At 71.3% G+C, this 19,242-nt stretch carries 17 protein-coding genes; 12 read left to right on the top strand and 5 right to left on the bottom strand.

The window, feature by feature from the left end; translation table 11 throughout:
- The first annotated feature begins 66 nt into the window (after nt 1-66).
- Entirely contained in the window at nt 67-1,425 is a 1,359-nt protein-coding gene (locus tag SXIM_RS24535) for an erythromycin esterase family protein (RefSeq protein ID WP_046725140.1), read from the top strand.
- Between the two features lie 128 nt (nt 1,426-1,553).
- On the opposite strand, the gene SXIM_RS24530 is transcribed toward SXIM_RS24535, so the two are convergent.
- Together SXIM_RS24530 and eno are read right to left on the bottom strand one after the other, a co-directional pair.
- Nucleotides 1,554-2,669 (bottom strand): ferric reductase-like transmembrane domain-containing protein, encoded by a 1,116-nt coding sequence (locus tag SXIM_RS24530; RefSeq protein ID WP_078847023.1) that lies wholly within the window; start codon nt 2,667-2,669, stop codon nt 1,554-1,556.
- A 401-nt stretch (nt 2,670-3,070) separates the two neighbouring features.
- Nucleotides 3,071-4,378 (bottom strand): phosphopyruvate hydratase, encoded by a 1,308-nt coding sequence (eno, locus tag SXIM_RS24525; protein ID WP_046725139.1) that lies wholly within the window; start codon nt 4,376-4,378, stop codon nt 3,071-3,073.
- A gap of 175 nt (nt 4,379-4,553) precedes the next feature.
- Between eno and SXIM_RS24520 the strand changes: the two genes are divergently transcribed.
- The 3 genes from SXIM_RS24520 (at nt 4,554) to SXIM_RS24510 (ending at nt 6,428) form a co-directional block, all read left to right on the top strand.
- Complete coding sequence (locus SXIM_RS24520; RefSeq protein WP_030731305.1) at nt 4,554-4,979, top strand: MarR family winged helix-turn-helix transcriptional regulator; 426 nt, start codon at nt 4,554-4,556, stop codon at nt 4,977-4,979.
- A 107-nt stretch (nt 4,980-5,086) separates the two neighbouring features.
- Nucleotides 5,087-5,704: a hypothetical protein gene (locus SXIM_RS24515; RefSeq protein ID WP_053116291.1), complete on the top strand. Its 618-nt coding sequence runs from the start codon at nt 5,087-5,089 to the stop codon at nt 5,702-5,704.
- 73 nt (nt 5,705-5,777) lie between these two features.
- Nucleotides 5,778-6,428: a DsbA family protein gene (locus SXIM_RS24510; RefSeq protein ID WP_030731298.1), complete on the top strand. Its 651-nt coding sequence runs from the start codon at nt 5,778-5,780 to the stop codon at nt 6,426-6,428.
- 235 nt (nt 6,429-6,663) lie between these two features.
- On the opposite strand, the gene SXIM_RS24505 is transcribed toward SXIM_RS24510, so the two are convergent.
- On the bottom strand, nt 6,664-7,122 hold the full coding sequence (locus SXIM_RS24505; protein WP_030731296.1) for a RipA family octameric membrane protein: 459 nt from the start codon (nt 7,120-7,122) through the stop codon (nt 6,664-6,666).
- 383 nt (nt 7,123-7,505) lie between these two features.
- Here SXIM_RS24505 and SXIM_RS24500 point away from each other — a divergent pair, with 383 nt between their 5' ends.
- A complete protein-coding gene (locus SXIM_RS24500; RefSeq protein ID WP_218941168.1) occupies nt 7,506-7,937 on the top strand; it encodes an NUDIX hydrolase in 432 nt (143 codons plus the stop codon).
- Nucleotides 7,938-8,030: 93 nt separating this feature from the next.
- Here SXIM_RS24500 and SXIM_RS24495 read toward each other — a convergent pair whose 3' ends face one another.
- Complete coding sequence (locus tag SXIM_RS24495) at nt 8,031-9,137, bottom strand: hypothetical protein (RefSeq protein ID WP_043177261.1); 1,107 nt, start codon at nt 9,135-9,137, stop codon at nt 8,031-8,033.
- A 495-nt stretch (nt 9,138-9,632) separates the two neighbouring features.
- On the opposite strand from SXIM_RS24495, the gene SXIM_RS24490 reads away from it, so the two are divergent.
- Nucleotides 9,633-10,736 carry a glycoside hydrolase family 62 protein gene (locus tag SXIM_RS24490; protein WP_046725138.1) on the top strand — a complete coding sequence of 368 codons (1,104 nt, stop codon included), beginning with the start codon at nt 9,633-9,635 and terminating at the stop codon, nt 10,734-10,736.
- Nucleotides 10,737-10,819: 83 nt separating this feature from the next.
- A complete protein-coding gene (locus SXIM_RS24485) occupies nt 10,820-11,734 on the top strand; it encodes an alpha/beta hydrolase family protein (protein WP_046725137.1) in 915 nt (304 codons plus the stop codon).
- A 159-nt stretch (nt 11,735-11,893) separates the two neighbouring features.
- Here the strand turns inward: SXIM_RS24485 and SXIM_RS24480 are convergent, their stop codons facing one another.
- Entirely contained in the window at nt 11,894-12,664 is a 771-nt protein-coding gene (locus SXIM_RS24480; RefSeq protein WP_030731280.1) for a FadR/GntR family transcriptional regulator, read from the bottom strand.
- Between the two features lie 153 nt (nt 12,665-12,817).
- On the opposite strand from SXIM_RS24480, the gene SXIM_RS24475 reads away from it, so the two are divergent.
- The 5 genes from SXIM_RS24475 to SXIM_RS24455 all read left to right on the top strand — a co-directional run bounded on the left by SXIM_RS24475 (nt 12,818) and on the right by SXIM_RS24455 (nt 19,202).
- Nucleotides 12,818-14,083, top strand: a complete 1,266-nt coding sequence (locus SXIM_RS24475) for an ABC transporter substrate-binding protein (protein ID WP_046725136.1) — start codon at nt 12,818-12,820, stop codon at nt 14,081-14,083.
- 142 nt (nt 14,084-14,225) lie between these two features.
- Entirely contained in the window at nt 14,226-15,071 is an 846-nt protein-coding gene (locus SXIM_RS24470) for a carbohydrate ABC transporter permease (protein ID WP_043177419.1), read from the top strand.
- Nucleotides 15,071-15,898, top strand: a complete 828-nt coding sequence (locus SXIM_RS24465; protein WP_046725135.1) for a carbohydrate ABC transporter permease — start codon at nt 15,071-15,073, stop codon at nt 15,896-15,898. The genes SXIM_RS24470 and SXIM_RS24465 overlap by 1 nt, the downstream gene beginning before the upstream one ends.
- Nucleotide 15,899: 1 nt before the next feature.
- On the top strand, nt 15,900-17,162 hold the full coding sequence (locus SXIM_RS24460; protein WP_078847022.1) for a mandelate racemase/muconate lactonizing enzyme family protein: 1,263 nt from the start codon (nt 15,900-15,902) through the stop codon (nt 17,160-17,162).
- A 3-nt stretch (nt 17,163-17,165) separates the two neighbouring features.
- The gene (locus SXIM_RS24455; RefSeq protein WP_246156934.1) at nt 17,166-19,202 is read left to right on the top strand and encodes a right-handed parallel beta-helix repeat-containing protein; all 2,037 of its coding nucleotides are present in this window, start codon (nt 17,166-17,168) and stop codon (nt 19,200-19,202) included.
- Nucleotides 19,203-19,242: the final 40 nt, after the last annotated feature.

Here is a 19,242-nt window from a genome sequence, read left to right as displayed (position 1 = left end):
CCGCCGGAAGCCCACACCCGCACCGCACCGGCCCTCCCTCCCCTCACCCGCGAAATGAGTGCCCGCATGCCCGATCCGTCCCACCACCGGCACGGCGACCCGTTCACCCGCTGGCTCCGCGCCGACGCCGCCCCGCTGACCCACCTCGACCCGGACGCGCCGCTGGAGGACCTGGAGCCGCTGCGCGCCCTGATCGGTGACGCCCGCGTGGTCGCCATCGGCGAGAACTCCCACTTCATCCACGAGTTCACGCTCCTGCGTGAGCGCGTCCTGCGCTTCCTCACCGAACGCTGCGGATTCACCGTCCTGGCCTTCGAGTACGGCTTCAGCGAAGGGTTCCCGCTCGACGCGTGGGCGCGGGGCGAGGGAACGGAGGACGCGCTGCCCGGCCTCCTCGGCCCGTCGATCCCCGTGGGGGTCGACGCGCCGCTGCGCCGACTGCGCCGGCACAACCGCACCGCCGCACCACCGGTGCGGTTCGCCGGCATCGACATCCCCGCGGCCGGCGGCTCCCTGCTCCCCGCCCTGGCCCCGGTCGCCGACTATCTGCGCGCCGTCGATCCCGAAGCGGTGCCGCTGATCGAGGAGGCGATGCGGATCGCCGCGTCGTTCGCGGGGGGCTCCGCGGCCGACGCCGCTCCCGCGTGGGCCCGCCTGGAGGCCGCCGAACAGGACGCGCTCAGCGCGGTCCTGAACCGGCTGCTCATCCGGTTCCGTTCCGTCGAGCCGCTGTATCTCTCGCGCGGCGACCGGCGCGGCTACGACATCGCCCGGCGACGTCTCGAAGGTGCCTGCCACGGCGACCACACCTTCCGCGCCATGGCCGGGCTCTTCTCCGGTACGGGGCTGACCGCCGACACCTCGGCCCGTGACCTCTACATGGCCGAATCGCTCCTGTGGCACCTGGAGCGCGGCGCGCCGGGCACCCGGATCGTACTGGCGGCCCACAACGCCCACATCCAGAAGACACCGGTCTCCTTCGACGGCCGCCTCACGGGATTCCCGATGGGACAGCACCTGCACTCGGTCCTCGGCGAGGACTACATCGCCGTGGGCCTGACCAGCAGCACCGGACAGACCGGAGAGATGCGCCGCGACGAGCGCAGCCGGTTCGGATTCACCGTCGAGCCCACCCCGCTGGGCGCGCCCGAACCGGGAAGCGTCGAGGCGGCGTTCACGGACGCCGGGCTCGGGCTCAGCCTGGCCGATCTCCGGCGGGCGCGCCGCCCGGACATCGGCGGCGACGGCTCCGCTCCCGGCCCCGACCGCATCCGGATCCAGGGCGCCCAGCTGCACACCCCGGTTCTCGACGCGTTCGACGCCGTCCTCCACTCCCCGGTCTCCACCGTCATCGGCGGACTCGGCCTCGACGCCGTACCCGGTCCCGCGCCGGCCGACCGCACGGCCGGGGGCGGCTCCACGTAACGGGCGGCGGTGGGCCGTCGCGGGGTGCCGGGGCAGACTGGCCCCTTGGGGATATGGGTGGATCGGCCCATTCCCCAGCCCTCGACCGGGCCGCGCCCCGGGGGCCGGGGGGCGCGGGCGCCGCCCGTTCACGGCCGTTCGGAGAGATCCGCGGGCGCCCCGCGCCCGCGCCGGGAGGGGGACGGGGTCTCCGGCGTTCCGGCGCCGGTGCCGGGGCGCAGCCGCAGCACGACCGCCACCAGGACCAGGGTGAGGGCGAGCAGGCCCGCCCAGATGATCCAGCGTTCGGGCCAGACCGCGGGTGAGGAGCCGCCGAGGTCCTCGGGGTCGCGCCCGCCGTCGGTTCCCGTGACGATGACGGCCAGCAGTCCGAGCAGGGTGGCGACGACCGCGAGGCGGCCGGCCAGCCGTACGGTCACCGGCAGGGGGTGGCCGCGCAGCCGGAGGCGTTCACGGGGGCGGGCCGGGGCCAGCAGCCTCACCAGGAGGAGCCCGGCGATCGGCATCTGGAGGGCCCACACCAGGGTGCGGAACGTGCCGTCGAACCAGACGTTGGTGCCGTACAGCAGGGTGTGCCACACGCTGAGCACGTACACCACGATGACGAACCGGTGGAGCGCCACCCACATCCTGCTGCCGGTCCGGTGGCGGAGGTAGAAGGCCAGGCTCAGCGGTATGGCGAGGTAGAGGGCGAGCAGTCCCAGCAGGATGGCGACGCGGCCGGTGCCGGTGGCGTACCCGCCGGGGACGAACACGTCCACGAACGCCGTCCACAGGCTCCGGCCCGTGCCCCACCGGGTGAGGTTGTCGCGCATCTGGTCGCCGAAGAAGAACGCCGCGTGCAGGAACATCAGCCCGATCGTCGTCAGGCTGGTGGTGCGGTGCCATTTCTCGATCCGGGCCGGCGGCAGCCACCTCCAGCGCGGTCGCGGCCCGGAGCGAAGCAGTCCGAAGATCACCGTGATGTACGCCCACAGCAGTGCCGACCAGCCGAAGGCCTGGCACATCCAGTACATCCACAGCTCGTTCGGATCGTTGAGGTGCGGCATGATCACGATGGAGGGCGACGTGCCGTTGGCCACCCGCGCGTACAGCAGCCAGTAGATGAGGCCGGTGGCGATCAGCGCCAGCGAGGCGTCCGGGATCGCACCCCGCAGATCGGCTCGCAGACCGTGCCAGTCGAAGCTCCCGCGGACCCGCGGCTCGCGGGCGGGGGGCGACACCGTTTCGGAGACTTCGGTCATTCCAGGACACCGCTTTCCTGCGCCGTGACAATGTGCCGGTCCCGCTCCACCAGCGAGGGACAGTAACCGCGTTCGCCCGCGTGGGGAAGACATCCGTCCCGAGTTGGCCGATGCCCCCGGGTGGGGAACTTTCGCCGCTCCGGACCCGACGTCATGGGGGTCGGCCGGGGTGCGGTGAAAGTTCCGCAGGGATGCCGACCCGTGCCGGGCACCACCCGGACGACGCGGCACGCGGGGCGATCAGGGTGCCGGTGCGTCAGCACACCGCAGAGACCGCGAACGGCTGCCGGAGGGAACCGACGTGGTGCGGATCGCCGTCCATGAGGGTCACCCGGGGGCGTCTCACGGACACGGGCGGGCGGACGATCGACCCGGGGTCGTTGCCCGCCCCTGCCCGCCCGTCAGCCCCGGCGCAGTGCGGCGTGGCCGGCGTAGCGCGCCTCGCCGCCGAGTTCCTCCTCGATGCGGATGAGCTGGTTGTACTTCGCCGTGCGGTCGGAGCGGGAGAGCGAACCCGTCTTGATCTGACCGCAGCCGGTCGCCACCGCCAGATCCGCGATGGTGGTGTCCTCGGTCTCTCCCGAGCGGTGCGACATGACGGCCGTCCAGCCCGCCCGCTGGGCCGTGGTCACCGCGGCCAGGGCCTCCGTCAGGGAGCCGATCTGATTGACCTTGACCAGCACCGAGTTGCCGACCCCGGTGCGGATGCCCTCGCGCAGCAGCGTCTCGTTGGTGCAGAACACATCGTCGCCGGTGAGCTGACAGCGGTCACCGACACGGGCGGTCAGCTCGCGCCAGCCGTCCAGGTCGTTCTCCGCCATCGGGTCCTCGATGGACAGGATGGGATAGGCGTCGATGAGCGAGACCAGGTGGTCGGTGTGCTCGGACGGGGTGCGGCGTACGCCCTCGCCCGCGTAGTCGTACACCCCGTCACGGAAGAACTCGGAGGACGCCGGGTCCATGACCAGGCCGATGTCCGCTCCGGGGCGGTAGCCGGTGCGCTCGATGGCGGCCATCACGAAGTCGAGCGCCTCTTCTGCGGTGCGCAGCGCGGGAGCGAAGCCGCCCTCGTCGCCGACCCCCGTGGAGTGCCCGGCGGCCAGCAGATCGCGGCGCAGGGTGTGGAAGACCTCGCTTCCCATGCGGACGGCTTCGGCGAAGCTGTCCGCGCCCACCGGCACGATCATGAACTCCTGGAAATCCAGCGGATTGTCGGCGTGGGCGCCGCCGTTGACGATGTTCATCATCGGCAGCGGCAGCAGGTGCGCGTCGGGGCCGCCGAAGTAGCGGTAGAGGGGCTGATGGTGTGCCGCCGCGGCGGCCTTGGCGGTGGCGAGCGAGACGCCGAGGAGCGCGTTGGCGCCGAGCCGGGACTTCGTGGCGGTGCCGTCGAGGGCGACCAGCGCGGCGTCCAGACCCGCCTGATCCACCGCGTCCCGGCCACGTACGGCCGCCGCGATCTCGCCGTTGACGTGGGCCACCGCGCGGTCGACGCCCTTGCCGTGCCAGCGGGTGGCGTCTGCGTCGCGCAGTTCCACGGCTTCCCGGGCGCCCGTGGAGGCGCCGGAGGGGACGGCCGCGCGGCCCAGGGACCCGTCCGTCAGGACCACGTCGACCTCGACCGTGGGGTTTCCCCTGCTGTCGATGATCCGGCGGGCGGTGACGGTCTCGATGGTGGCGTCGACGGTCGCGGCTGTCTTCGCGGACATGGGAGGTCCTTCCCGTTGTCGGGTGCCGTGGCCCCGGCTGCGACGACCCTGGCGCCGGCCCGGCGAGAACAAACCCTACAGCAATGCTGTACAGCTTGGCTGTACAGGCAAACTGTGCAGTTCACGTGCACAGGCAAGGTGCTCAGCAATGCTGACCAACGGGGTAAAGTGCCCTATGCCCACCTCGGAAGCCGCCGCCCTCGCCGCCGAACTGCGTACCGCGATGGGCAAGCTCACCCGACGCGTCAAACACGAGGACCGCATCCCGCTGGGCCAGGTGGCCGTCCTCGGCGCACTCGACCGGGACGGCGCCATGACCACCAGCGACCTCGCCGCCGATCAGCGCGTACGCCCCCAGTCGATGGCCCGGGTGGTGGGACTGCTCATGGAGCAGAACCTGATCACGCGCCGGGCCCACCCCACGGACGGACGGAAGTCGCTGGTCGAGCTCTCGGACGCGGGCCGGGCGGCGCTCGAAGCGGAGCGCGGCCGGCGGGCCGGCTGGCTCGCCCAGGCCATCGAGGCCGAACTCACCGACGAGGAGCAGGCGCTGCTGGCACGGAGCGCCACCTTGCTGGAGCGGCTCGCCACCCGGCACTGACACGCGCCCTGACGGTGTGCCCGATCCGTACGGCCGCCCGAAGCGGCCCCGTACGGCTTGGCTACGCTGACCGGCACCGCACCACCACCGGGAATGAGGTGACGCACGTGCCGTCCGGCCGGGGCAGGACACGAGCCGGCGCGCTCGGCGCGCTGGGCGTGCTGCTTCCCCTGATGAGCCAGGCGGGTGCGGCCGGATTCGTGCCTTCCGGGTGCGCGCTGTGGCTCTCCGTCGTGGTGGCGTGCGGCGGGATCATGTGCGCCGCACACCGGCCACTCCCCCACGGGCAGGCACTGGCGGCGGTCGCCGGCGCTCAGGCCGCGCTCCAGGTCTGTTACGTCCTGCCGGGAGCGTGCGCTGCGGCCGGCGGGCGTGGTCCCGCCGGACTGCTCGCCCAGCTCGCGCCGCAGGGCCACGGCACCGGTGAACTGCTGGCCGGGTACCTGGTGGCGCTGGTCCTCTCCGCCCGGCTGCTGGGGGTCGCGGACGGGTTGTCGGGGCCGCTGCGCGCCGTGCTGGTCGCGGCGATCGCCGCGCTGGCCGCACGTCCGGCCGCCGTGCCCGGGCCGCTGTCCCGGCCGCGCCGTGCCGGGACCCCCACGGAGCCCCGCGTGTGGGGTACGTGCCCCGTCGTCTCGGGCCGTTCGGTTCGCGCCCCGCCGTGGGCGCCGGTGATCTCTCCCGCGCCCCGGCCGCTGCCGGGTGCCGGAACCCGCTGGGCCTGACCCGGCGGGCGACGGCGCGCGCCCGCGCGCCGTCCTTCCCGACCGAACGACCCATTCACCTCCGGAGTTCTCCGTGAAACGACAGCTGTATGCCGTGCTCGCGACCGTGGCGGCCCTCGCCGCCGCCTTCGCCGTTCTGCTGGCGCTCTCCCCCGACGACCGGCCGAAGACCGCCGATTGGTCCGGCTCCTCCTCCGCCGTGGTGCGCGAGGACAGCCACCGCCTGTCCGACCCCGCGGACAGCGAGTTGACGCTGGTGGAGTTCCTCGACTTCGAATGCGAGGCGTGCGGCGCCTACTACCCGGTCGTGGAGCGGCTGCGCGAGGAGTACGGCGACCGTGTCACCTTCGTCGCCCGGTACTTCCCGATGCCGGGACACCACAACGGGGAGACCGCCGCGCTCGCCGCCGAAGCCGCCGCCCAGCAGGGCCGGTTCGAGGACATGTACAACCGGCTGTTCACCACGCAGGCCGCCTGGGGCGAGTCCCGTGACTCGCACGCGGCGACGTTCCGCGGCTTCGCGGAGGATCTCGGTCTGGACATGGCCGCCTATGACGCCGCCGTCGCGGACCCCGCCACCGCCGAGCGGATCCAGGCCGACATCCGCGACGGCCTGGCTCTGGGTGTCCAGGGCACCCCGACGTTCTTCTTCGACGACCGCCCCATCTCACCCCCCGCCTCCTACGAGCAGTTCGTCGCCCTGATCGAGGACGAACTGAGCTGACGACCCGCCGTCCCCTCCCCCGGCGCGGCACCCCGCCGCGCCGGGGCCGGTGGCCCGGCAGCGCCAACGGGTCACTCCGTTTCCGGTGCCGGGCCCCAGGGTGCTGACGGCCGGCTTCCCGCCGTCAGCGGGGAGAACCGCTGGGCGCCCACGTACCAGGTCCTCGGAGACCGCCGCGGGCCGGCCATCGGGAGCAGGCAGGAGCGGATGGGATCCGCGAGCGGGTCGCGGCAGGTCACAGGGACAGTGTGCCCGCGAACAGGGTGAGATGCGCCAGGGCGAACACCCAGGGAACCACGCGTTCGGGGGTGCCCAACTCGGCATAGCGCCTGAACCGGCCGGGTAGCGGAGGGTTTTTGAGCACGTCCCACTCATCGGTGAAAATCCGCACCGGCAGGTGCTGCTCCAGATCGCTGATGACCTTGAGCTTCGCCGCTTTGAGGGTCCGGTAGCTGCGCAGTTGTGTCCACCAGGCCAACGAGAGGGTCACGCCGCCCGACGCCACGACCAGGGACACCCACCACGGCGACTCGGACAGCCGCGGCATTCCGAAGCCGATCAGAGTGACCAGCGCGGTCTGCAGGGAGAGATAGTACGTGTTGGCCGCGCCGCGGCGTGAGGACACCCGGTCGGCCATCTCGACCGCGAGCTTGTACAGCTCCAGAACCTCCTGCCGGTCGGCGTGCGCGGTCATCGGATCCGGCCCGCCGCTCGGGCGCGGAGACACCAGGCCCGTCCGCCCCACCGCCCCGTTCTCTCCCGCACCGTCCGCGCCGCCCGCACCCATCCGGCCCCCCATCGGTGGTGAACGTCCCGGGTGCGAAGAGTAGCCGCGCACCGGATGGGGCGCGGCCCCGCCCCCGTACACCGGGTGTTCCGCAGATCCCACACCGCACTCGCCCCCTCACCAGCCCAGCCGTCAGGGGACGTTGACCGTCACCGCGTACGGCCTCGCCGTCCACGCCCGTGACGCGACGGCCCGGCAGGTGGAGGCATACGGGTGTCCCGCCGTCTGCGGGGCCGGTACCACCACCGCTGAGGTCCTACCGCCCGACACTCGGCCGGAGGGACTTCCGCGTGCAACCCCACACCGTCATCGACGTCATGGTGATCCTCGAACGAGGCGACCGGATCCTCCTGGCCGAGCGCTCGGGCACCGGCTACGCGGACGGCATGCTCAATCTGCCCTCCGGAAAGGTCGACCCCGGCGAGAGTGTCATCGAGGCGGCGGTGCGCGAGGCGCGGGAGGAAGTCGGCATCGCCATCGATCCGGCGGCGCTGCGCACCGTGCACGTCATGCACCACCGCGGCCCCGAAGGACGGCCACGGATCGGCTGGTTCTTCGCCACGGCCCGCTGGGAGGGCGAACCGGTCAACGCGGAACCGGGGAAATGCGCCGGCATCGGCTGGCACAGGCCGGGCGAACTCCCGGCGCACACCGTCCCGTACAACGCCCACGGAATCGCTCACTACCTGACCGGGGAGAGCTTCTCGACCCACGGCTGGTGATGCGCCGCGCCGGGTGTCTCCGGCGGCCGGCTGTACCCGCTCACACCGCCCCGCAGGTCTCCGGACGGAGTTGTGGGCTTCTCCACCAGGCTCTTACGGCCCGGTCGGCGTGCCGGGCGGGGCGTCCCGCTGAAGGATCCGGCGGATCGCCTCACCCGGGTAGGGCGTCTCGCGGCTGTCCTGCTGGAAGGTGCGGATGAAGTCCCACATCACCGGGGCGAGCGGAGCGTGGCGGGTGATGATCGAGGCGGCTGCCTCCGGGATACCCGTCAGCCGCTCGCCCTCGGCGCACGCACGCACCAGCGCGTAGCGTTCGTCCCACCCGTAACCGGCTCCGTACAGGGCGGTGATCAGCCAGTACACCAGGTAGGTGGCGGTGTAGGCCCGGTCGTACGTCTGGTGCCGCGCGGGGAGGGTGGCCTCGTCGCGGGACAGCTCGAAGCGGGAGGAGAGCGCGAGGCCGTAGTCGGCGAAGTACAGGCGCCGGCCATCGGTCAGGATGTTCTGGAAGTGGGCGTCGAAGTGCACCAGTCCGCGGGCGTTCATGAACGAGACGCCGGCCCGCAGCTCGTCGTCCACCGCGACGCAGGCCCGCTCGGCGGCCTCGCCGCCCTCCCGGACGCGGTCACCGAGCCACTCGTGCAGGTTCTGCGGGATGTACTCCAGGAACAGCGTGAGGCTGGCCGTGGACTCCTGGATCCCTTCGATCCGCCGGCGGACCTCCGGTCCGCCTCCCCAGTAGGCGACGGCCCGTTCCACGTCGGCGAGTTCTTCGGGCAGTGGCCGGCCGGCCGCCGGGAGCACCCGCCAGTGGTGCATCAGGGGGAAGCCCTCGTAGTCCCCGGCGATCACCCAGTTCGTCGTCATGGTGTGGACGGCCAGTTCCCGCCAGGCCCCCATCCCCGGGCCGCCGATGCTGCCGACTCCGTACTGGAAGAAGGACGGCAGGCCGAACAGATTGGCCGTGGAGCGCACGTTCTCCGGCTGTCGCTCCAGATCGGTCAGGGGCACCTGCTTGACGAATACGGGGGTTCCGCCGATCTCCAGCAGTGCGGTCCTGCCGCCGATACCGGAACCGATCGACGGGGCGGTCTCGACCTGCTCGTGCAGGCTGCGGTCGCTGTGCAGTGCCAGTGACGTGGCGACGGCACCGTGGGCGGCGAGCCGAGCACCGCGTGACCTGTCAGCGTTTCCCACCATGCCTCCAGCCGGACCCCCATCCCGCGCGGCCACTCCGACCAACGCCCGGACCGGCCCTGTTCGCCACCCTCTCACGCCCGTATGCCGTGCGGAACCGAGCGTCACCCCTGTCCCGGGGTCTCCCGAAGCAGGGTTCCGCCCGCCCGAGCCTGTCAGAGGACTTGGCCCCTATGTCCACGGATCCACCCCGTCGGCGGGCGCGACCACGCCGGCGCCGATCGCGGCGGACCGGGGGCGGAAATTCGTACGACGTATGTTGACTCACGTCCGGCCCTCGCTATCATCCGAGACGTTTGAAGGGTCAGTCGACGTTCGACGGGTCGAACGTTCGGACGGGCCGCCGGTCTGTGTCCCCACACACGGGCCATGACAGGACGTACGCGCACCATCCGTTTTGTTCCGGTGAGGTCCCCCCACACCCCGCTGTGCCGGACACCGTGGCCAGGCGATGTTCGTGTGGGTGAGCCCACCGGCCGAGCCGACACGGAGTCTTCGATGCTTGCCTCAGTACGCCGTTCCCGCTCCCGGCCGCTCCACGCGGCCGTCGTCCTCCTGCTCGGTGTGGCTTTGGCGTTGGTCGCCGCGCCCGCCTCCGGTGAGCAGACGGACGACATCGCGCCCCAGGCCGACCCCGCGCAGCAGCAGTTACCCGACACCTTCCAGTGGTCCTCCGGCGGGCCCCTGATCTCCCCCGCGCCGAACCTCAACTCGGTCGCGGCCAAGGATCCGTCGGTGGTCCAGGACGAAGACGGAACCTGGCACGTCTTCTTCACCAGGGTCGACACCAGCGGCGACTGGGGCCTGGCCCACACGAGCTTCACCGACTGGTCACAGGCCGCGAGTGCTCCGCAGACCGACCTGGAAGCCGCTTCCGCCATCGGGCCCGGCTATCGCGCCGCGCCTCACGCGTTCTACTTCGCGCCCCACGACGAGTGGTACCTCGTCTACCAGACCGGCCTGCCGTCGTTCTCCACCACCACCGACCCCAACGACCCCACCAGTTGGTCCGCGCCGCGGAACTTCATGGACAGCGTGCCCGAGGTGGTCCGGCAGAACATCGGCAACGGCAACTGGCTCGACTTCTTCGTCATCTGCGACGACACCATGTGCTACCTGTTCTCCGCGGACGACAACGGCCACGTCTACCGGTCCGAAACCACCATGGCGGACTTCCCGAACGGCTTCGACAACACGCAGATCGTCCTGGAGGACGGCGCGTACGACCTCTTCGAGGGCGGCGCCGTCTACCGCGTCGGCGACACCGACACCTATCTGCTGATCTGGGAGGCCATCGGCCCGGACGGGCGGCGCTGGTACCGCGCCTTCACCGCCCAGGGCCTGACCGGTCAGTGGACACCGCTGGCCGACACCCAGCAGAACCCCTTCGCCAGCCGCACCAACGTCACCTTCGAATCCGGTGCCTGGACGCAGGACATCAGCCACGGCGAGCTGATCCGCGCCACCAACGACCAGACCATGACCATCGACCCCTGCGACCTCCGGCTCCTCTACCAGGGCATCGACCCCTCCGCGACCGGCGAATACTCTCAGCTCCCCTGGCGTCTGGGCCTGGCCACCAGCACCACGAACAGCTGCTGATCCGCGCACGGGGCCGGCCCGCCCGGCCCTCAGCCGCACCTCCCCCACTCTCCCCCCACCATCCCCCACACAAGGAGTCACCCATGACGATGCGACGACGCACGCTCCTGGGTCTCGGCGCCGCCGGAGCGATCGGGACGAGCGCCGCCCTGCTCGGCGCCGCACCGGTCCAGGCGCTCCCCGCCCACCGAACCCGGCAGGCACCCACGCAGGCCTTCGCCGTCGGAGTCCGGGAATACCGCTGGGCGCGCGGCGGTCGTTCGCTGTTCACCAAGGTCTTCTACCCGGCCACCGGCACCCCCGGCGGCCAGCCCGTCCCCAACGCGCCGGTCGCCGACGGGGTGTTCCCCGTCGCCGAGTTCAGCCACGGCATGGGGTGCAACTCCGACTGCTACTCCTCGCAGACCAACGGTCTGGCCGCGGCGGGCTTCATCTGCCCCGCTCCTTCCTTCTCCGACAACACCAACCTCGGGAGCGTCTACGGCGGCGAGTGGTCGAGAGACGTGTCCGAGGTGATCACCCGGACACTGGCGCTCGGCGACTCCTGGGACGACCCGATGGCCGGGCACATCGACACCGGGGCCGGAGTCGGCGTCTGCGGCCACTCCATGGGCGGCATGACCACCCAGGGACTGGTCACCGCGTGGCCGGACGATCGCATCGCCGCGGCGGTGCCGATCGCCTGTGTGGACATGGGCGACCCGACCGGCGCGGTCAGGGCCAACGTGCTGTTCATCCACGGCGACCGGGACCCGACCTGTGACTACCAATCGGCCCGCGCCGCGTACGACAAGCTGGCCGCTCCCAAGGCCTTCCTCACCCATGTGGGGGCGGACCACGGCTCCTACCTGATCCCGGACTTCCCGACCTACCCGCAGACCGAGAACACCTTCCTCGACTGGTTCCGCTGGAGCCTGTACGGCGACACCGGCGCCCGTGACCGCCTTCCGGGCGGTGCCACGGCCGATGGCACCAGGTGGGAGGCGGTACTGGGGTAGTCCGACCGTGTGTTGGCGCCTTCCCGGGGCCGGCCGCCGTCTCTTCCTCCAGCGGCGGCGGCCGGCCCCCGGGCCCCGACCCGTGTCAACAACGCCCGGGCACAGCACACTCGGTGCTTGTCCGGCGGATCCCGGCCGGCCCGCGGCGACCGGCAGACCTCAGCGCCGCAGCCGCACGGGCTCACCGGGTCCGCTGCGCCGGACCAGCCACGCCTCGGTGATGTGGGCGAACATCGCCTGGGCGGCGCCGGGCGGGTCATGGGCGGCGATGCGTTCGTAGATGCGGCGGTGGCCCTGGTTGGACGCGACACACAGGGCACGCTCGGTCTTCCCCACGTACCGGGCGGTGTTGATGGCCTGGCTCTCCAGTGAGCGCACCACGGCACGGGCGATGCGGTTCCGCGAGACCCGCATGATCGTGTCGTGGAAGGCGCGGTCGTGTTCCTCGTACGTGACGTGGTCGTCCACGAGCTCGTCCATCCCGTCGACGAGCGTGCGCAGTCGGTCGACGACCTCGTCCGTGGCGAGCTGGGCGGCGAGGTTGGCCATGTCGGACTCCAACAGGCGCCGTGTGACGACGAGGTCATCGAGGATCGTCAGGCTCTCGTCCCCTTCGACGCTGGCCCCCAGGACCAGCTCGTCGAGCATGTTCCACCGGGTCGAGGGGGTCACCACGGTGCCGGCCCCCTGACGGACGTGGACCAGACCCTTCTCCTGAAGGAGCTTCACCGCCTCGCGCACCACGGTCCGGCTGACCCCGAACGCCTCGCACAGCCCCGGCTCGGCCGGCAGGGAGGTGCCTGGCGGGTAGTCCCCCCGGACGATGCGCACCACCAACTCCGCGGTGAGCGCCCTCGCGAGGCTGGCCGGTCGGCGCACCCAGGGCGGTGGCGGCGCAGCGCCCGAAGTGGCTTGCTGTGATGCCGTCATAGTCCCTCCGGTGGCCCGCGACCAGGCGGCGCCACGAATCCCGCCGCCAGTATACGCACCACCCCTTGACGCCAAACATCATACGACTTACGTTTCCTGACCATCTGGACCGACGGGCGGGCTGCCCCGGCACCCTCCGGAGAGTGAGCGGCGATGAAGCGGCGAGCACTGTGGTCGACGGCACTGGCAGCGGCTCTGGCCCTGACCGGCTGCGGCAGCGCGGGATCGGGTTCCGCCTCCGGCTCCCGGGAGGACACGCTGGTCGTCTGGGACTGGAAGTCCGGTGACGAGGCCGCGGCCGCCTACATCGGGGAGGCGAAGGCCGACTTCGCCGAGCGACACCCGGAGGTGACCGTGGAATTCGTGGCACAGCCCTTCGACCAGTACTACACCCTGCTCGGCACGGCCATGCGGACCGGTCAAGGCCCCGATGTGATGCTCTTCAACGGTGGCGGCCAACTCCGGGAGCGGGCGGATGACCTGCTGCCCCTTGACGACTATGTGGCCCAGGACCTGCAAAGGCTGGCGGGCTGGGAGGCGTTCTCCAGGGACGGCACCGTCTACGCGGCGCCGGTGACGCTCCAGGGACACCCCATCTACTACAACAAGGCTCTCTACGAGGAGGCCGGGCTCGACCCCGACAACCCGGCCACCACGTGGGAGGAGTTCCTCGGGGACTGCCGGACCATCGCGGAGGAGACCCCGGCCAGCTGCTTCGCCCTGGGGAACAAGGAGGGCTACGGCATCCAGTTCTTCCTCTCGGCCCTGGGATCGGCCGTCCTCCCGCCACAGGAGTACGCCGACTGGATCGCCGGGAACCGGGACTGGACCTCGCCCCGGGTACACCGGATCTTCGAACTCTGGCAGGAGGTCGACGGCGCGGGCCTGAACAACGACGGAGTCAACTCCACCGCGCTGTTCAACGACTCCCTGGCCCTCTTCTCCTCCGGCAGCGCCGCCCACATCGCCGGACTCATGTCGGACGTGGGTCACTGGGAGGAGTTCGGCGAGTTCCTCGGCGAGGACAACGTCGGCGTGCTGCGCGCACCGGTCCTCACGGAGGGGGCGGTTCCCAGCCTGCCCTACGACGGCGGCATCGGGTACGCGGTCGCGGAGGGGACCCAGAACCCGGACCTCGCCGCCGACCTGGTCCGTTCCCTGACGTCCACCAACGCTCTGGCCGCCTTCCACGCCGACGCCGGGGCGATCGTCGCGGACACCACGGTGGACGTCTCCGGTGGCGGACCCGCCCTGGCCACCATCGTGCGGGAGATCGAGACCGGCAGGCCCGCCCTGCATGTCGCGCTGTCGGCCCGGACGCTGGACCTGATGGGGCGGTTGTCCCAACAGCTCCTGAGCGGGTCGGTCGGCGTCGATGACGCGCTGCGGCAGCTGGCCGACTCCGACCGGGCGGGCTGACCCCGTGCCTGTCCACGGGTCGCCGCCCCCGGCTCACCCGGCCACGGCCGGTCCGACCGGACGTCCGGGCGCCGCCGGTGCCCGCCGCGCGGCCGCGGGCAAGGGTGGGCCGCGGTACGGGACCGGTCGCCGCGCGGAACGGCTGGCGCCCTACGTCCTGCTCGCGCCGGCCATCCTGATCATCCTCGCGCTCCGGCTGTTCCCGCTGCTCCTGGGCGTCAACTTCTCCTTCACCGGCGACGGCGAGCACGACGGGCAGCCGGTCGGCCTGGACAACTACGCGGAGTTGTTGCGGGATCCGCTCTTCCGCACCGCGCTGGAGAACGTCGGGCTGCTGGTACTGCTGCTGCCGGTGGCGGTCGCGATCCCCGGCCTGCTGGCCACCTTCATCCACCTGCGCGTGCCGGGACACCGGTTCTACCGCGGCGTCTACTTCTTCCCGGCCGTGCTCTCACCGGTGATCGTCGGCGCGATCTTCAACCTCCTGCTCGCCTTCGACGGCCCCCTGAACTCCGGGCTCGGACACCTGGGCATCGGCCCGGTCGACTGGCTCGGTGATCCGGATATCGCCATGTTCACCGTCGTCGGCGTGCACATCTGGGCGACCTTCGGGATGGCGCTGGTGGTCTTCCTGGCCGGCTTCTCCACCCTGGACCCCTCACTCCAGGACGCCGCCCGCGTCGACGGGGCGTCGCTGCCGCAGCTCATCCGGCACGTGATCGTCCCGGGCCTGTCCCGCACCCTCCAGTTCGTCGTCGTCACCACGATGATCGGCATGCTGACCTCGATGTTCGGCCTGCTGTACGTGATGACGAGCGGCGGCCCCGAGGGCTCCACCTACCTGCCGGAGTACTACGTCTGGATCCAGCAGGGCCAGCTGAACCGGCCCGCGCTCGCCTCGGCCGCCTCGACCGTTCTGTTCGTCATCATGCTCGTCGTCGGCCTGGCACAGATCGCGCTGCTGCGCCGTTCGGGGAGGGAGAGCTGATGCGCGGCCCCCGTCTGGGCAGATGGCTGGTGGCCCTTCCCATGGCAGCCCTGGCCCTGGCGACGATCTACCCCCTGCTGTTCACGGGCAACGTCGCCATGAAGACCCGGCACGACTACGTCCTCGACCGGTTCTCCCCCGCACCGTCCCCCAACCTGGACAACGTCGCCGCGGCGTGGACCAACGCCGGCATGGGGCGGTACGTCGTCAACTCCCTCGCCGTCGTGACCTGCGCCGTGGTGGTGCTCCTGCTCATCGGCTCGATGGCCGGCTTCGCCCTGAGCCACCTGCGGTTCCGGGCCTCACGGGTGCTCTTCCTGGGCTGCCTCGCGGCCCTGTTCGTGCCCTTCCAGGTCATCATGGTCCCCCTGGCGCGGATCATGGCGGACGCCCGGCTCCTGGACACCTACACCGGGCTGATCCTCGCCTACGTCGCCCAGTTCCTCCCGTTCACGATCTTCTTGATGACGAGCTACTACACCACCATTCCCCGCGAGATCGTGGACGCCGCCAGGATCGACGGGAACACGCCCTACGGCGTCTACCGGCGCGTCATGCTGCCGATGGGGCGCCCGGCCCTGTTGTCGGTCGGCATCCTCAACGCCCTGTTCTGCTGGAACGACGTGCTCATCGCCCTGCTGATGATGCCCTCCGCCGAACACCGCACCCTGATGGTCGGCGTCACCTCACTGCGCGGCCAGTACGCCGACAACATTCCCGTCTTCGCCTCCGGGGTGCTGATCGCCGCGCTTCCGCTGCTCGTGCTCTACGTCTTCTTCCAGCGCCAGATCGCCGACGGCGTCACCGCCGGTTCCACGAAGGGATGACATGCGGATCACCGGGTATCGCACCCTGACGACGGTGCACAGGTGGGGCCGTCCCGTCGGGGACGCCAACGGCGTCTTCGCCGACGGCGTCGTCCCCGTCCCGATCATCCTCGTGGACACGGACGAGGGCATCACCGGCGTCGGCCTGGGATCACACGCGGAAGCGGACGTCCTCTTCGCGGCCATCGAAGGTGAGGACCCGCGCGGCGTGACCGTGCTCTACGACCGCATGCTGCGGCAGACCTTCAAAGCCGGGCACGCCGGGGCCCGGTTCGGAACCATCGGCGCCCTCGACACCGCCTTGTGGGACATCAAGGCGCAAGCGGCCGGAGAACCCCTGTGGCGGCTGCTCGGCGGCCTCGACCGGACCGTACCCGCCTACGCCTCCGGCCTCGACATCGGGCTGAGCGAGGACGAACTGGTCGCGGTCTACCAGGAGTACGCCGAGCACGGCATCCGGGCGGCCAAGATCAAGGGCGGCCTCGACCCCGACCGGGACCGGCGGCGTCTGACCCTGGTCCAGGAGGTGCTGCGCGATGCCGCACACGGCGTACGGCCCGGCCTGATGCTCGACGCGAACGAGACCTGGACCCGAAAACAGGCCGTCCGGCACGTCGCCGAGATCGAACGCACCCTGGACCTCATCTGGATCGAGGAGCCCGTCCGGCGCTGGGACGCCGAGGGCCTGGCCGCCGTCCAGCGCGGAGTCCGCGCCTCGGTGGCGAGCGGGGAGAACCTGACGGGTCTGGAACAGTACCGGCCACTTCTCGCCGCGGGCGCGCTCGACATCGTCCAGACCGCCGCGGTCCACGGGGTGACCCACTTTCTGCGGGTCGCAGCCCTGGCCCACGCCCACGACCTCCCCGTCAGCCCGATCGGCAACACCCCCATCGGGCTGCTGCACGCCGCGACGGCCATGCCCCATCACCTGGTCAGCGAGCTCCAGGACCTTCAGCCCCCGGCCGGACTCTCCCTCGACCTGCACGTGGCGGACGGCGCGTTCGTCCTCGGCGACACTCCGGGACTCGGTCTGCGCGTCGACGCGGAAACGATCGCCGCCCGCCACACACCGCACACCGCCGCGCCGGGCACCCCGCACATCAGACCGGAGCAGGCCGGACGGCGACTGCTCCCGGTGACCGGCAACCCGCCACCGCACCCCGCGCGGTCCACGCCCCCTGCTCCGGTCGTCCAGGAACCGCGCCCCGCACTCCACCCGGATCTCGACCTCCTGGTGACGCCCCGCCACGACGAAAGGACGTAAGCCGTGCCCCCACCACAGCTCTCGACCCGCCTGCGGATACCCCTCGCGGCGTGTGCCGCGGCCCTGTCCACCGCGGTGTTCACCGCCCTGCCCGTTCCCACGGCACACGCCGCGCCCACCGGCCACACCATCGTCGTCGCACCCACCGGCGCCCAGCACGCCGCCGATGGCGGCCCCGGCACCGCCGAACAGCCGCTGGCGACCCTGGCGGAGGCGCAGCACCGGGCGCGGGAGCTCGCCGCCCGGGCCGACGGCGACGTCACCGTCACGCTCCTGGACGGGACGTACCGGCTCAGTGAGCCGCTGCGGTTCGACGCCGCCGACTCCGGACGGGACGGCCACACCGTGGCGTATCGGGCCGCCGAGGGAGCGCGGCCCGTGCTGAGCGGGTCCGAGCCGGTCACCGGCTGGGAACTGGACGATCCCGCCACCGGTGTCTACCGGGCGGAGGTCGGCACGGGCTTCGACACCCGTCAGCTGTACGTCGACGGTGCCCTCGCCCAGCGTGCGCGCACCGCTCTGGCCCCGTCGGACATCAGCCTCAACGCCACCGGCTTCACCCTGGACAACCCGGACCTCGGCTATCTCGCGGACCTGCCCGACCAGCGGCGCGTCGAACTCCAGGCGATGCTGTCGTTCACCAATCGCTTCGCGCCGGTGGACAGCATCTCCGGCTCCACGGTCGTCATGCGACAGCCGGCGTGGGACAACAACACCTACGGCTACGACACGATCCAGTCGCCGTTCCGCGCGCCGACGTTCTGGCTGCTGAACTCCAAGGCGTTCCTCGACGAGCCCGGCGAGTGGTACCTGGACACCACGGGCGGGACGCTCTACTACAAGCCGCTCGCCGGGCAGGACCTGGCGAACACGCGGGTCGAACTGCCCCGCCTGGAAACCCTGGTGGAGGTCGGCGGCAGCTACGACGAACCCGCCCGCGACCTCTCCTTCGAAGGGCTCACCTTCACCGGTACCACCTGGCTGCACCCCGGTTCGCCCGACGGATACGCCAACCAGCAGACCGGCACGTTCCTCACCGGTGTCCAGGAGCACCGGCCCGCCGACGCGTTCACCTCCTGCGCGGCCGGGTGCAGGGGTTTCGAGGGAGCCCGCAACACCTGGGGGCAGGCGCCCGCCGCCGTGCAGGTGTCGGCGGCGCACGACATCCTCTTCGAGAGCAACACCTTCGTGAATCTCGGCTCGGTCGGGCTGGGCATCGGCAACGACGCCAACGCGCACGCCACCGGCGTCGGCCTCGGGGCACGGGATGTCTCCGTCATCGGCAACACGTTCACCGCCGGCGCGGGCGGCGGCATCGTGGTCGGCGGAGTGCGCCCCGACGCCCACCACCCCTCCGACGCACGCATGACCAACAGCGACATCCTCATCCGTCACAACCGTGTCTTCTCCACCGCGCTGGAGTACCTCGACCACGACGGGATCTTCGCCAGCTACGTGACCCGGCTGACCATTGAGCACAATGAGGTGTCCGACATGCCCTACACGGGCATCGGTGTCGGATTCGGCTGGGGCGCCAATGACCCCGGCGGCAACCCCGAATACCTCAACCGCGGGCTCTACGACTTCCAGCCGGTCTACGACACACCCACCACCCTGTCCGAGGTCCGCGTGGCGGGCAATCACATCAGCGACGTGATCCACACCCTGTTCGACGCCGGCTGCGTCTACACGCTGTCCGCGATGCCCGGCAGCAGCATCGAGGGGAACTTCTGCGAGAACAGCGGCCAACTCGGGCTGTACTTCGACGAAGGCTCCCGGTACATCGCCGCCACCCGCAACGTCTTCCTCAACACGGCGGGACAGTGGGCGCACGCCAACAACCAGAACGGCAACACCACCGGCGACCAGACCCTGACCGGGAACTACACGACCAACCCGGCCATCACCGGCCTGGTCACCGGCGAACGCGGCAACACCGTCGAGGGAACCGTCGTCTTCACCCCCGGCGACATCCCCGCCGAGGCCCGCGAGATCATCGCCGACGCCGGGCCCCCCGCGTCACACCGCGACGCGTCCTGAGTACCGCGTCCACCGGCTCGACCGGCCGGCCTCATGGCGG

It is taken from the genome of Streptomyces xiamenensis, assembly GCF_000993785.3.
Classification (GTDB): domain Bacteria; phylum Actinomycetota; class Actinomycetes; order Streptomycetales; family Streptomycetaceae; genus Streptomyces; species Streptomyces xiamenensis.
Note: the sequence above shows the minus strand (reverse complement) of the source record. Positions and strands in the feature narration are given on the sequence as shown.

What these genes read in the sequence shown, in the direction of transcription:
- SXIM_RS24535 (WP_046725140.1), top strand. Translation starts at nt 67, where the DNA reads ATGCCCGATCCGTCCCACCACCGGCACGGCGACCCGTTCACCCGCTGG.
- SXIM_RS24490 (WP_046725138.1), top strand. Translation starts at nt 9,633, where the DNA reads ATGCTTGCCTCAGTACGCCGTTCCCGCTCCCGGCCGCTCCACGCGGCC.
- eno (WP_046725139.1), bottom strand. Translation starts at nt 4,378, where the DNA reads ATGTCCGCGAAGACAGCCGCGACCGTCGACGCCACCATCGAGACCGTC.
- SXIM_RS24530 (WP_078847023.1), bottom strand. Translation starts at nt 2,669, where the DNA reads ATGACCGAAGTCTCCGAAACGGTGTCGCCCCCCGCCCGCGAGCCGCGG.
- SXIM_RS24460 (WP_078847022.1), top strand. Translation starts at nt 15,900, where the DNA reads ATGCGGATCACCGGGTATCGCACCCTGACGACGGTGCACAGGTGGGGC.
- SXIM_RS24495 (WP_043177261.1), bottom strand. Translation starts at nt 9,137, where the DNA reads ATGGTGGGAAACGCTGACAGGTCACGCGGTGCTCGGCTCGCCGCCCAC.
- SXIM_RS24465 (WP_046725135.1), top strand. Translation starts at nt 15,071, where the DNA reads ATGCGCGGCCCCCGTCTGGGCAGATGGCTGGTGGCCCTTCCCATGGCA.
- SXIM_RS24505 (WP_030731296.1), bottom strand. Translation starts at nt 7,122, where the DNA reads ATGACCGCGCACGCCGACCGGCAGGAGGTTCTGGAGCTGTACAAGCTC.
- SXIM_RS24485 (WP_046725137.1), top strand. Translation starts at nt 10,820, where the DNA reads ATGACGATGCGACGACGCACGCTCCTGGGTCTCGGCGCCGCCGGAGCG.
- SXIM_RS24480 (WP_030731280.1), bottom strand. Translation starts at nt 12,664, where the DNA reads ATGACGGCATCACAGCAAGCCACTTCGGGCGCTGCGCCGCCACCGCCC.
- SXIM_RS24475 (WP_046725136.1), top strand. Translation starts at nt 12,818, where the DNA reads ATGAAGCGGCGAGCACTGTGGTCGACGGCACTGGCAGCGGCTCTGGCC.
- SXIM_RS24520 (WP_030731305.1), top strand. Translation starts at nt 4,554, where the DNA reads ATGCCCACCTCGGAAGCCGCCGCCCTCGCCGCCGAACTGCGTACCGCG.